Source organism: Flaviflexus massiliensis, assembly GCF_001375495.1.
Classification (GTDB): domain Bacteria; phylum Actinomycetota; class Actinomycetes; order Actinomycetales; family Actinomycetaceae; genus Flaviflexus; species Flaviflexus massiliensis.
In genome coordinates, this window is record NZ_LN831058.1 from 719,887 (window position 1) to 732,892 (window position 13,006).

The window sequence follows — 13,006 nt, forward strand, 5'->3', positions numbered from 1 at the left end:
CGCGAACCTGTGCAACGAGCGACTAGCGTAGGGGGTGTGAATATTGTGGAACGGGTGGATTTGCCGGTGCGGGACGCGCTCCCGGACCTGGCTACCGCGATGACCAAGACGGGTGCTGCCGTGCTGTCCGCACCACCCGGGACGGGCAAAACCACCCTCGTCCCACCCTTCCTCGCTGACCGCGTCGAGGGCAGGGTCGTGGTTGCACAGCCGCGGCGAATGGCCGCCAGGGCTGCCGCTCGCCGTCTCGCCTCACTCGTGGGGGAGCCACTGGGTCGATCGGTTGGTTACTCTGTCCGCGGTGATGTCGTTCGCTCAGCATCAACCAGGGTAGAGTTCGTGACCGCCGGAGTCTTGCTCCGCAGGATCTTGCGGGACCCGGATATGACCGGTGTGGGTGCGGTCGTGCTCGACGAGGTCCACGAAAGGCATCTTGATGGGGATCTGCTTGCGGCACTGCTGTTGGATGTTCGGGACCTGACGGGGCTCAATCTGGTGGCAATGTCCGCAACTCTTGCGGCGGACCAGTGGGCGAAACTTCTCGACGCACCGGTTGTTGAGGCCCAGGCACCGATCTACCCCGTCGATGTCCTGTACCGGCCCGGACCGAGACCGCTCGATGACCGTGGGGTAACGAGGGAATTCCTGGCACATGTTGCAAGCGAGACAACCGCAGCTGCTGATGAACATGCGGGCAGTGTCCTCGTGTTCCTACCCGGCAGGCGTGAAATCGATGCCGTTGCGGCGCTAATTGACCGGCCCTCGGTGAGAATCCTGCACGGCTCCGTGCCAGCCCGGGAGCAGGATGCGATCCTTGCCGACTCGGGCGAGCAGCAGATCGTTCTGGCCACCTCGATCGCAGAATCCTCTCTCACGGTCCCCGGAGTGACTCGAGTTGTCGACTCTGGACTCGCCCGGGAACCGCGCACCAACTACCGATCAGCGGTCTCCCGGCTTGTCACCGTACCCGTCTCGAAGGCGGCGGCCACGCAGCGCGCCGGTCGCGCGGGACGACTGGGCCCCGGCCAAGCACGCATCCTCATGAGCAAGACAAGCTGGTCCCGCCTTGACGAATACCCTCAACCCGAGATCAGGACAGCTGATCTCACCGACTTTCTTCTGACTGCTTTGACGTGGGGTGATGTTGACTCGCTGCGGCTCCTCGACCAACCCACAGCTCCCGCACTCAACTCCGCGACCGCAGTCGCGGAGTCCCTTGGGCTTATTGACGAGGGGAGGCTGACGGACCTGGGACAGCAAGTCTCCACCATCCCCGCCCACCCGAGAACCGCCACCGCACTCCTCAAGCTCAACGAGGACCTAGGGACGCGTACCTGCACGGAAATCGTTGCGCTCCTCGAAGAGGACCTCACGGCCCCGGGAGCTGATCTTGCCGCCCTGTGGCGGGAAGTGCTGCGCAGCTCGCCGCGATCGTGGAAGCAGTCCGTCAAAAGGCTCGCCAGGCTCGTCCCTCATGCAGAGGGTGGGGGACTGTCGATGGATGAGGCACTCGGACAGGTGGTCGCCACCTCGTTTCCGGATAGGATCGCGGTGCTCCGCTCCGGCACCTACCTCACGACCATGGGAACGGGGACAGTCCTGCCACCGGGCTCACCGCTCACCGGCTCACCCTGGCTTGCAATCGCAGACATGACGGACACCGGCAGGGCAGATGCAATGATCCGCTCCGCCATCCCCATCACCCAGGACACGGCCTCCGCCATCGGTTCCCACGAGACGACCAGCCACGAGATCTCACGCGGCACCGTGAACGCCTGGAAAGTACGCAGTATTGGAGCGATCGAACTCTCCCGCACACCCAGCGCCGTCGATCCCGCCCTGGCACGACCCATTGTTGTCGAATACGCGAAGAATGATCTCGCGGTGCTGGGATGGAGTGAGGCGGCCACGGCCCTCCGTGGCAGGCTCGCCTTCCTGCACGCCACCCTCGGAGAACCCTGGCCCGAAATGAGTGACGAGGCGCTCGCGGACCGCTTCGAGGAGTGGCTCGGTCCCGAACTGGACCGGTGGAGTGAAGGACAAAAAATCAAAGCTGATGTGGCAGACGCACTCAGGCGCCTGCTGCCCTGGCCAGAAGCCCTCGAACTCGACACCCTGGCCCCAGCCAGAATTGACTCACCCGCGGGCGGGACCGTGAGGGTGCACTACGACGGTGAGAAACCCTATGCGGCCATGAAACTGCAAGAATGCTTCGGGTGGCAGGACTCGCCTCTCGTCGCGGGCGGTGTTCGCCTCCAAATCCACCTCCTCTCCCCAGCAGGCAGACCCCTGGCTGTCACCGATGACCTGGCATCATTCTGGCGCGGAGCATATGCTCACGTCAGGGCAGAGAACCGGGGCAGATATCCAAAGCATCCGTGGCCGGAAGACCCCCTTACCGCAGAACCCACTCGCAAAACGAGGAGAAAGTCGTGACTGCACTCAAGACCCTGAAAAAGCAGGCAAAGGACGCGGTGCGTGACATGACCGAGTGGCTGACTCGCGACGGTCGGGCTCCGAGCGAAGTCGAGGTGCTGGGCCGCATCGACGGCCCGGGAGTCACGTTCTTCGCCATGAAGTTCCGCCTACCGGGGAGTGATACGTGGCTTCTCGGTATCTCCGGCGGCTACATCGGGGAATCGCTGACTCTCACCGGGCACACCGTTTCCGCCTACGAACCCGTCACCGATCACTTCGGTGAGGATGCCACAACGCTGATCGCCACCATGGATCGGGCACTCAGCAGCGGGGCGGTGGCCGAGGGAAGAAGTGTTGCCGAGAATCTCTCAGCAACCCTCCTGTTCGAAACACCCGTCACCCTCAACAGAGTCCGCGCCAATACTGGAGGAACGATTGAGGGCGACACCCTGTACGTGGATAATTCCCGCATCACAATCGGCCCCAAGGTAGACAAACTCGGCCCCATTGCCGACCGCGCATACCTCTGGCCCGAAGCTAAGAACGCAATATCTCGCCACGGACAGCGGCTCGTGATCGAGACCGCGGGACCCGATCACCTGCGCAGAGCGAGTGAACACGCTCGCAGGGTTTCCTCCCTGATTGACGAAAACACGGTGGGGATCTCCGCAAACGGCACACTCTACGAACCTGCCTTTTATCACCAGGTTGTTGAGACCACCCCGGAGGATTCACCACCCGTCCTCGTTCTCGTTCAGCTCGGTCTTGCCAAGCGCTTCGGCACACTGCATGGCTTCACCGAGGGGCTCGCAGACCTGGGAAAGGATGAGTTCCTCATCGAGGGTGGCACCCCGGAGGAAATGCAGCGCATCCTCCTCGAGCTGGCCTCCCACGTACTGGTCACCGGGGCCGTCCTTCCCGATGACACGAAGTTGACACTCTCCACGGGACAGGTCCTTCACCTCAGCCGCGAGGGAACCGGTGAAAACGCTGCACTCACCGCAAAACTCCCGGGCTAAGAGCGGCCTAACGACTCATGAGGATGAGGCATTCGGAATGATCGGTGTGGGGGAACATGTCAAACAGCTGGGCCCGCCGCGCCGTCATCCCCATCACCGCCATATCCTCCACCGCTGAAGCGAGATTGCAGGACGAGTAGAGGACGGTCGAAATATCGGAGTCCCGGACCCATTCCGCGAGCTCGCCGATCCCGCGCCGCGGAGGATTGACCACAAGAAGATCAGGGACCGTGTCCTGCTCCCGCGCCCACTGCCCAGCATCGGCAGCCACAAACATGGGTGGACCGCCCGCTGCGAGCGCTGCTTGCTCCGACAGCTCCACACCCGTGACAGTACGCGTTGGGGAAGCCATCGACTTGGCAAAACCACCCACCCCGCAATACAAATCCCACACCGTTGCTGGGCTCACTTCGTCCACCCAGGCGGCCGCGGTCGCATAGAGGATTGTCGTGATTTCCGTATTGGTTTGGAAGAAACCCTGCGGCCGCAGCTTGAGGTCAAGGGGGCCGAGGCTCATGTCCAGAACATCATCGCCAAAGATGTGGATCTCCGTGTCCCCCTCGGGCAGGGCCACGTGAGTTGGCAGAAGGTTGATACTCGCCACCTTGAGAGGAATCCGATCCGCCAACCACGACACGTGGGTGCGGATGGCCTCCAGGTGACGTTCGGAGCGCAACACGAAACGAACCATGAGGTGCCCGTGGGGATTCGCGGTAACGATGATGGACTTCAGTTCACCGCTACGGTCGGCAATGGAGTAGGGGATGAGACCGGCACGGGAAATGAAGTCCGTGAGTGGACCGTGGGCCTCCGTAATCGCACGATCGTAGAGCAGGCAGTCCCGCAGGTCCTGACCGATACCGTCCCGCACAATCCCCAGAACGGGTTCCTCGGTGGTTCCCGACACGATGATCTTCGCCTTATTACGGAAACCAAACTCTGCGCTACCGACCGGCTCCAGCCACTCATCGCAAGGAAGGAGTTGCTGTGCGTGGCGTGCCTTGTCCGCAAGCTGGATGTCGTACGGGGTTTCAAGTAGTGAGCAGGAGCGACACAGTCCCTCGTTGAAATACCAACAGGGAGTACTCGGTGCCACGCTCATCTTCACCCGATCATCCTAACCGAGCCGAAGTACTCAACCACCCGAGAGAACATCCGAGTAAGGGGCTGGTGACGAGGGAGAAAAGTACTGCGCGTGGGAAGAAGAGAGGGCGTGGGGAGGAGGCCAAGGGGAATAAGGTAGATGTAAACAAAAGATATTGGCCTTAGGGGACTTGGTGAAGATAGGTGTGGGGCCGCAGTACTGTACTGCGGCCCCACACCGTACGCTCATTGACCACCGCTGTGGTTAAGCTATGAAGTTGTAGCGATTAGCCGATGTTCATGCGCTCGCGAACCTCGGGGTTCTCGTCGAGCCATTCACCAACGGTTTCGGACGTGTCACGGTCGGCGTTCTCGTTGAGAACGTAGTTCTCCAGATCGGAGAGCTCTTCGTCGGACAGTTCGAAGTTGCTGAGCATGTCAGCGACCTCGGGGTGATCGTCAGAGAAGTTAGCGCGAGCAAAGGAATGGATCTGCTCTTCGGCACCGTAGGCGCCCTCGGGGTCTTCGAGGTCACGGATATCGTAAGCTCCGTATGCCCAGTGCGGGGACCAGAGGGTCACAACGATGTCGCGACCTTCACGCATCGCACCATCCAGCTCGGCGAGCATGGCGGCGGTGGACGAGATCTTGTAGTTCATTCCCTCGAGACCGTAGGTGGGGATTACTTCGTTCTGGGTGAGACGAGTGATACCTGCGCCACCATCAATACCGATGATCTCGTTACCGAACGCATCAGCATTGTCGGCGAGTTCGTCGATGGAGGTGATGTCGGCGTCAGCGTTCACCGTGAGTGCGAGCTTGGCGGTGTCGTACCAGGAGCCAAGATCCTCGATGCTGTCACCGTATTCTTCGATGTAGCTTTCGTGGGTGACGGGCAGCCAGGCGTCAAGGAGCAGGTCCATGTCGCCACCGGCAAGGCCCGTGAAGATAATGCCGATCTCACCGTCGGTCAGGGTCACGTCGTAACCCTGTTCCTCGAGGGCGATGGCCATGGCGTGCGACACGACAACGCCCTCATCCCAGCCAGCGGGGATACCGATTTCGAGTTCCTTGGTGACTTCGCTACCACCGTTGCCGTTACCGTTGCCGTTGGTGGCTTCGTCGGTGTCGCCACCGCATGCTGCGAGGAGCGTCGTGGCGAGAGCTGCGGTCAGTGCGATACTCCGCTTAGAGCGAGAAATCATGAGATTTCCTTTCTGTTGGGTTGATCGATTCAGAAGAAGTGATGGATAGAAAATGTGGACTACGCCCTGTCCCTCTGGCTGACGCCGAAGGATGCGGTGACGCGGTCGAGGTAGATGGCGAGGAGAACCACTGCGAGGCCGGATTCGGCACCGAGCGAGATGTTGACGGACGTGACAGAGGTGTAGACGTCGCGGCCAAGACCGCCGGCGCCAACCATGCCCGCAATGACGACCATTGAGAGGGCCAGCATGATGACCTGGTTGATACCACCCATGATCGTGGGGCGGGCGAGCGGGAGCTCGATCTGGCCCAGGATTCGTGCCGGGTGGGCACCGAATGCCTGCGCTGCTTCAACAACCTCGCGGTCAACCTGGCGGATGCCGAGGGTGGTGAAACGAACGGCGGGAGCAATCGCAAACAAGATCGTGGCGACAATACCGGGAACCACGCCCGTGCTGAAGAGAACAACAAACGGGATGAGGTAGACGAATGCCGGCATGGTCTGCAGGAAGTCGAGGATGGGACGCACGATTGCATCCACCCACTTGGACTTCGCCGCCCAAATACCGAGCGGGACACCAATGATGATGGTGATGATCGAGGCAACGAGGACGAGAGCGAAGGACGACATAGCGTTTTGCCACTGGTCCACGCCGTAGATGATGGCGAAGCTGACAATGGCAAGCAGTGCAATCTTCCAGCCGGCTGCCGTGTATGCGACAACGACAAGGAAGACGAGAATCGTCCACCACGGAAGCCCCTCGACGCTACCCTGCAGGGCTTCCTCTTCGACCTTGCTGACCATCACCCAACGGTCCATCGCGAAAGCAACAACCACGGCGATCGTAATCGGGATACCGAGCTGCTTACCCTTCAAGGCAAAAGCAGCCGCGGCAATGGCGAGAAGAACGATGGCAACAATCCACCAGTCAAGCCTCAGTCCACCGTCCGTCACCCACGTGTCAAGAACGTAGGCGAGAGCGAAAGTACCGGCCGTGTAAAGGCCCGCGGTAACGCCGCGCCACAGGAGTGCCACGACAGTGAACACGACCGCGAGGGACAGCAGACTCGGGGTGTTGAGGAAGTTGTTGAGGAAGCTGTAGAGCGGCTCGAGAAAGTCGTCCGAGATCCAGTCGAAGACAACTTTGAGGTTCTCGGTCAGCCAATCAACAGCGTCCTTGGCCCATGAACCTAGCGGGATCCTAAAGAGGAGATCACTCATTACTTATCCTCCTCAATGTCGTTGGTGGAAACTTCTGATTGTTCAGCCACGCCCTCAGTTTCATTGGTGGCGGTGGTGCTCGTGGCTGAGGACGGAGTGGCTGCCGAGGCTGCGCTCAGGTCAACCGCCATCCCCTCATCGTCCTGACCGAGGGCACGCAGGAGCGTCACGTTCGGAATCACGCCGAGAAGACGATTGTCATCGGACACGACCGGGATCGTGGCCTGCTCGTTCGCGGCGGGAGCCACCACCTGGTTGAGGGGCGTATCCGGTCCCACACCGGGGTGCGATGGATGGATGAGATCATCAATGGAGTTCAGGTGCGGGTTCTTCCGCAGTGCCGCAATGATCTCGTCGGCATAGATGGAGCCGTACAGGAATCGCGAACCACCGTCGGTCACCCAGCCGCCCACGGAATCCGTTTCCTCAAGCTTGCGGAGGATCACGTTCGGTCCGTCACCGCGGTAGAGGCGGGAGCGAGGCTTGACCATGATGGAGCTCGCGGTGATCACACGAGAGCGGTCAACGTCCTGGACAAAACGCTCCACGTACTCACTTGCCGGGTTGGTAAGAATTTCCTCGGCGGTACCAATCTGGTCGACTGAACCGTTACGCATGACAGCGATCCGGTTACCCACAAACATCGCTTCGTTCAGGTCGTGAGTAATAAAGATGATGGTGCGACGCTTGACTTCCTGGATCTCCAGGAGCAGTTCCTGCATGTCACGCCTAATGAGCGGATCGAGGGCCGAGAACGCTTCGTCCATGAGCAGGATCGGAGCGTCTGCCGTCAGTGCGCGGGCGAGGCCCACACGCTGCTGCATACCGCCCGAAAGCTCGGAGGGGTAGTTGTTCTCCCAGCCTTCAAGCCCCGTCGTCTTCAAGGACTCCGCAGCGCGCTTGAGACGCTCTTCCTTCTTCACACCAGCAATCTCGAGCGGGTATGCCGCATTGTCGATCACCGTGCGGTGGGGGAGAAGCGCGAAGTGCTGGAAAACCATGGACATCGAGGAGCCACGGAGTTCACGCATGGCCTTCCCCTTCATGGCAGTGATCTCATCGTCGCCAATAAAGATCTTGCCCCCGGTCGCGGGACCGAGAGCGTTCAAAGTACGAAGAAGAGTTGATTTGCCCGAGCCAGAAAGGCCCATGACAACAAAAATTTCGCCAGCCTTCACTTCAAAACTGACATCGTTCACTGCGACGGTCACACCGTCTGGAAGCTCATCGCGACTCGCTCCCTGCTGGAGCATGCGAGTCGCCTTAGCCGCTTCCCTCCCAAATACTTTGTAGACGTTCTCGCAACGGAGCCCTTTCATCTACTGTCCTTATCTATCTTCACTAGTACTGTCTAAAACTTGCATCATCCGAATCACAGTCGGGGGTGGGTAGTGGCATGCATCATGAAAAGGCATACGTCCACCGGCCTTGTCAACCTTGCTTGATTCGACACAGGGCTTCAAATAACAGTTATATAACGAAAGTTTTTACTGATCCTGACTATTCCGCGCCCCTGCTGACTTCTGAGAGATTCTTCCAGTGAGTTTTGTGGCAACGAATGTGACCCATATTATTAAAAAATATGCGGACAAGCCGAATATATCATGTGATTATGCAACTTGTCTGAAAAAGAGCTGATGGATTCTCTGGTAGAAAATGCCCAAATCTGGCAATCGTTTCCAGCATTCTATAGATCCTGGGAGATTGCGCAAAGCATTATATGCATTTGTGATGCAACTGTTACGAGTGAAGTGGTGGAGCCACGACGAAAGCGCTGGCTCCACCCATACACAGCATATCCGAATGATTGCCCGCCATGATCAGCTGTTGCTGCGGTGTTTTAGTAACCGGTCGGAACTCCATCGTGCACCGCGCCCATACGCTTCACTTTTTAATCCGCCAACATCGGGGAATCATCTAAGTAAAAAGTTGAGCTGATTCGAAGCTTGAGTTTCCCGCACCGCAACAAAGAAAAACTAACAGAAAACTGTCTGAAGCCCCAGATGTCCTATATGGCTGACTGCTCGTGTCACAGCCTTTCGATGCGGATATGGCTGAAGGTTTGTGCGGGGTATGAGGGCTAGGGCAAATAGGCAGGAAGCGCGGCCAATAGACAGGAAGTGGGTCTTAAGATCGGGCTTTTTGTTGCTATGATGCGGGAAAGTTGCGATCTTTTAGAGTCCTGCTGATCGGGTACCCAGGCAAAGAAAAACCCCACCTGCTGGGAGGTGGAGTTTATTCCTTTTGCGCGCCCGGAGGGATTCGAACCCCCAACCTTCTGATCCGTAGTCAGATGCTCTATCCGTTGAGCTACGGGCGCGTGTCGCTTGGACGTCATTCATCATAGCGCTCTTTTTGCTTCAGATGCGAACTCAAGAAGCATGAAAGGCGTCACCCTTATTGGCCACGGGCGGAGAAAGGATTCTCGGACGTGAGACGGGAGCGGTTTAGCCGATGGCGTCGAGGCGCTTTGCGAGGCGCGGGCGAACGGGAATGTCCCAGGTTCCAACAAACTCTTCAACATTGCCCTTGAACTGCCTCTTGAAGTGCAGCACCCCAGCATCGCTTGCTTCGTCGGTGAAGATGCCGGTGATGCCAAAGGTGTTGTAGCGGTCGATCTCGTTTTCGGTTGCCCACTCGAGCATGGCCCGGTGAATGAGGTAGATCCCGTAGTAGGACTGGTATTCCCGGTAGGAGCCTGAAAGCAGGTAGACGAGTTCGTTGGGGCAGGCAATATAGAACGAGCCGGCGAGAATGATCTCGTTCCCCGACTTGGCCTGGTGCTCGCGTGTTTCCTCTGCCCTGCGTTCCAGAACACCAAGGCGATCCCGGGCCTCATTGCGTGCGGTGCGTTGCTTCTTTGCGAGGTTCTTGCCTTCGGCTTGGAGGGAGGCCTCCTGCTCGTCGATAGTGGCGATCTTGGCCTCGAGTTCGGTTACTTCGGCCTCCACACCCGCCAAGTATTCGTCGCAGTTGAGAACTGCGACGGGTGCAAATACGCGGTCCGGCCGCGTGCGCTTGAGTCCGCGATAGAACTCCATCGCCTGATCGGAGATCTCCTGCATGGCCGACCTGTCGGCCGTGTGGCTGAGGATGTCTTGGAGGATGTCGAATTCGTTCTCTTCGAGGAATCGCACCGTTACTCCCGGTGTGCCGGCCCTGTTGAAGCCGGTCCGAACGACCTGCCCAACGGACTTTGTCACCTCCTGGAAGGTCATTCCAGAGATGTCCTTCGTGTAGAAGAAGCGGGCCTGAATATCGGCAGCGTCATAGAATTCGCGAGGAATCCGCACCCCACCCAGCCTCGTCATCGTCTCCTCGAACGTGGTGGCGACAGGATTGTCGGAAACGGGGGTGATGTCCTCGTAGAAGGTCTTCGGCAGGAGCGGATTGAAACGGATCGAGAGGACGGTCTTGTCCTTTTTCACGTACTTGATGAGCTCGTCAAAAAAGAATCTAGTGAGTTCCGTATTTGAATAGTCGAGGGTCGGGCCGTAGGCAATGTTGACGCGTTTGAAGATCTTCTTCCACGGCTGGTAGCGGATGAGGGCGGCGGCCACGATTTTCTCCTCCCCGTCAACCGTGTCGACAACCCCAACTTCTGCCACATCGGTTCCCTCTGCACGGCGCTCGGCTGCATAGCCGGGCAGCTGCGGGAACAGGATCCTGTCCTGATCGTAAGCGAACCGGCTGTAGGCGGAGGTGGAGAGTCGAGTAAAACGCATGCCCCTATTATGCCCCTGCCAAGCAGTGAAGCGAGGAACCCCCGGATTCCCCTTTCAGCTACTCTTCAGGCCAGCAATGACGCAATGACTGCGGTGACTGGTGTGCGCGTTCTTTTCTAGAACGTGGTGGCAGATGGTTTCGGGTAGGTGCGGAGGAGGGCGCGCAACTGGTTGAAATCTGCCGCGTAACGGTACGCGAAGCGCTTGATGTTGGGGTCTTTCCGGTACAGGAGGGGGTGGACTGGTCGTCTCTTCAGCATGAGTTTGACCAGGTGCTTGCGAAGGTCCTTATCCGTGACCCACCGTAGGACCGTGACCGGGGGAACGAAGGCGTACACACCTTCCCTGTTTGCAATCTTCGGTGCGAGCTGCTTGCCGTCAATGAAGTCTGCGACCATGGCGGATGCCAGGTTAACGCCGCCCACAGCAACGAAGTAGGAGCCGCGTCCCCAGCGCGGATTGACGTCCAGCACGTAAGCCTGGTTGGTGCGGGAATCAATCTTGATGTCGATGGAGAAGAATCCGCGAAGTCCGAGCTCGGCAATAATCTGCTCCGCCATGCCACTCAGTTCTGGATTCTCAACAACGTGGATGATTCCGGCGTTACCAATAAAGGAAGTCTGGTGCAGGCCGAGAATCTGACGGCCCGTTGCGACCCCGGTGATAGTTCCTCTTGAATCGACGTAGCCTGACACGATCCACGAGTAGGTATCGTCCCCCACCACCATGTCCTGAACCAGCATCTTTCCCCTAAAACCGGCCTCCCGAATGGTGTTGAGGATGGTGATTGCTGATTCCAGGTCCTGTGCTGAGTAAGCTTTGCGCTGGCCGGGGAAGTTCAGCTTCCCGTACTCCATGCCGCCTTCCTGGGGCTTGATGACGGCCGGGAAGGAGATTGGTGTTAACAGTTCGGTCCATGAGCCTGGGTCGGTTGCGAGGCCGACTTCAACGGTTGTCACGGTTGGGAACCTAAGCCTGACACAAATATCGTGCAGGACTGCCTTGTCGGAGGCTCGCTCCACGATCTCTGTGGGAGCAAGAGGAATGACGTACCCGGCCGCTTCGAGACGGTCCCGGTAGCGAAGCACAAGATCAACGTCGCGATCCATGAACGGCATGAGAATAGGAGTCCGATCCGTATCCGCGATCTTCTCCAGGGTACCAATCATGAGATCGTCGTTTAAGGTCCCGCCCTTACCAACGTAGACGGGGTCGATGATGTTCGAGTTGGAAATGGAGCCGCGGGACATACCCGAGACGGTGACCGACGTACATCCGAACGCTTCGTGGAACATGCGGGCGCACGAGTACGTTCCAACATCGGTTCCGAGCAGCACGGGCATGAGTTCCGGTCGCGAAGCGCTAGTAGCCATATTGTGAGTGTGCCACAGCGGATCGTCTTCGAGGCGGAACGAAGCGTATCGAGTTCTGCTCATAAGCAAATACCTGTTGCCCTTTGACCCTGCCGACATACGATGAGACCAGCATTAGGACACGAATGGGAAATGGTGGCTAAAGATGAGAATTGACCTGTGGACCGACATTGTTTGTCCCTTCTGCTACATCGGTGAGGCACGGTTGCACCGCGCACTCGAAGCCGAGGGCATCACCGCGAATATTCGCTACCACTCATTCGAGCTTGACCCGACCGTGACGGAACCGGTCGATGGTGCAGAACACATGGCTCGAACCAAGGGCGCGGACATCAAGCAGATCACGCAGATGGAAGAGCAGCTGAAGGGAATGGCGGAAGGCGAAGGCCTGACCTACGAAGTGCACCGCCAGATGGGACCCACTGTCCCCGTTCACCGCATCGCCCAATACGCCAATCAGGTGAGCCACGAAATGGGACTCACCTACTTCCGTACCGTCCAAACCGCCTACTTCGAGGGACGTCTCGACCCGTTCGATACGGAAGCGATCCTCGAGGTTGCCGAGCACGTGGGGCTCGACCGTGAAGGCGCAGAGGATGCTCTGACAAATGACGCGATGCTCCAGGCCGTACGAGAGGACCAGGCGATTGCTCGCCAGCTCGGCATCAACGGAGTTCCCTACATTCTTCTCGAGCAGAAGCTAGCAATTCCCGGCGCCGTCAGCCTCGAACAATTCCAGGGCGCCCTGCGTCAGGTGAAGGAGATGGCATGAGTAGGGGATTCGAAGGGCTTGATCTGTCCAAGCTCGTCACGATTGACACGGCAGACATTGATGCGTGCGGTGTCGATGGGTGCGGACCGGTCTTGGAGACTTCCGAGAACCAGAACGGTGAAAACGTAAGTGGAGTCGAGAGTAAGGACTCTCGTGACCGCAAGTAGGAAACCCTACATCAGTGCCCT

At 58.7% G+C, this 13,006-nt stretch carries 10 protein-coding genes and 1 tRNA gene; 4 read left to right on the forward strand and 7 right to left on the reverse strand.

Features of this window, described 5'->3' with window-relative positions:
* The first annotated feature begins 36 nt into the window (after positions 1–36).
* Positions 37–2,436 carry an ATP-dependent helicase HrpB gene (gene hrpB, locus BN1241_RS07155; protein WP_054952968.1) on the forward strand — a complete coding sequence of 800 codons (2,400 nt, stop codon included), beginning with the start codon at positions 37–39 and terminating at the stop codon, positions 2,434–2,436.
* Complete coding sequence (locus tag BN1241_RS07160) at positions 2,433–3,437, forward strand: hypothetical protein (protein WP_054952969.1); 1,005 nt, start codon at positions 2,433–2,435, stop codon at positions 3,435–3,437. Before hrpB ends, BN1241_RS07160 begins: the two co-directional genes overlap by 4 nt.
* A 7-nt stretch (positions 3,438–3,444) precedes the next feature.
* Here the strand turns inward: BN1241_RS07160 and BN1241_RS07165 are convergent, their stop codons facing one another.
* The 7 genes from BN1241_RS07165 to BN1241_RS07195 all read right to left on the reverse strand — a co-directional run bounded on the left by BN1241_RS07165 (position 3,445) and on the right by BN1241_RS07195 (position 12,046).
* The gene (locus BN1241_RS07165; protein ID WP_054953841.1) at positions 3,445–4,539 is read right to left on the reverse strand and encodes a class I SAM-dependent methyltransferase; all 1,095 of its coding nucleotides are present in this window, start codon (positions 4,537–4,539) and stop codon (positions 3,445–3,447) included.
* A 268-nt stretch (positions 4,540–4,807) separates the two neighbouring features.
* On the reverse strand, positions 4,808–5,725 hold the full coding sequence (locus tag BN1241_RS07170) for a glycine betaine ABC transporter substrate-binding protein (protein ID WP_054952970.1): 918 nt from the start codon (positions 5,723–5,725) through the stop codon (positions 4,808–4,810).
* Positions 5,726–5,784: 59 nt separating this feature from the next.
* On the reverse strand, positions 5,785–6,948 hold the full coding sequence (locus BN1241_RS07175; RefSeq protein ID WP_222704419.1) for an ABC transporter permease: 1,164 nt from the start codon (positions 6,946–6,948) through the stop codon (positions 5,785–5,787).
* A complete protein-coding gene (locus tag BN1241_RS07180; RefSeq protein ID WP_082418262.1) occupies positions 6,948–8,267 on the reverse strand; it encodes a quaternary amine ABC transporter ATP-binding protein in 1,320 nt (439 codons plus the stop codon). The genes BN1241_RS07175 and BN1241_RS07180 overlap by 1 nt, the downstream gene beginning before the upstream one ends.
* 928 nt (positions 8,268–9,195) lie before the next feature.
* A tRNA-Arg gene (locus BN1241_RS07185) sits at positions 9,196–9,268 on the reverse strand.
* 127 nt (positions 9,269–9,395) lie between these two features.
* Positions 9,396–10,673, reverse strand: coding sequence for a peptidoglycan bridge formation glycyltransferase FemA/FemB family protein (locus tag BN1241_RS07190; protein WP_054952971.1), 1,278 nt, complete (start codon positions 10,671–10,673; stop codon positions 9,396–9,398).
* 116 nt (positions 10,674–10,789) lie between these two features.
* Positions 10,790–12,046 carry a carboxylate--amine ligase gene (locus tag BN1241_RS07195; protein WP_187117613.1) on the reverse strand — a complete coding sequence of 419 codons (1,257 nt, stop codon included), beginning with the start codon at positions 12,044–12,046 and terminating at the stop codon, positions 10,790–10,792.
* Positions 12,047–12,191: 145 nt separating this feature from the next.
* On the opposite strand from BN1241_RS07195, the gene BN1241_RS07200 reads away from it, so the two are divergent.
* Entirely contained in the window at positions 12,192–12,818 is a 627-nt protein-coding gene (locus BN1241_RS07200; RefSeq protein ID WP_054952973.1) for a DsbA family oxidoreductase, read from the forward strand.
* Entirely contained in the window at positions 12,815–12,985 is a 171-nt protein-coding gene (locus BN1241_RS12830) for a hypothetical protein (RefSeq protein ID WP_154665180.1), read from the forward strand. The genes BN1241_RS07200 and BN1241_RS12830 overlap by 4 nt, the downstream gene beginning before the upstream one ends.
* The last annotated feature ends 21 nt before the right edge of the window (positions 12,986–13,006 follow it).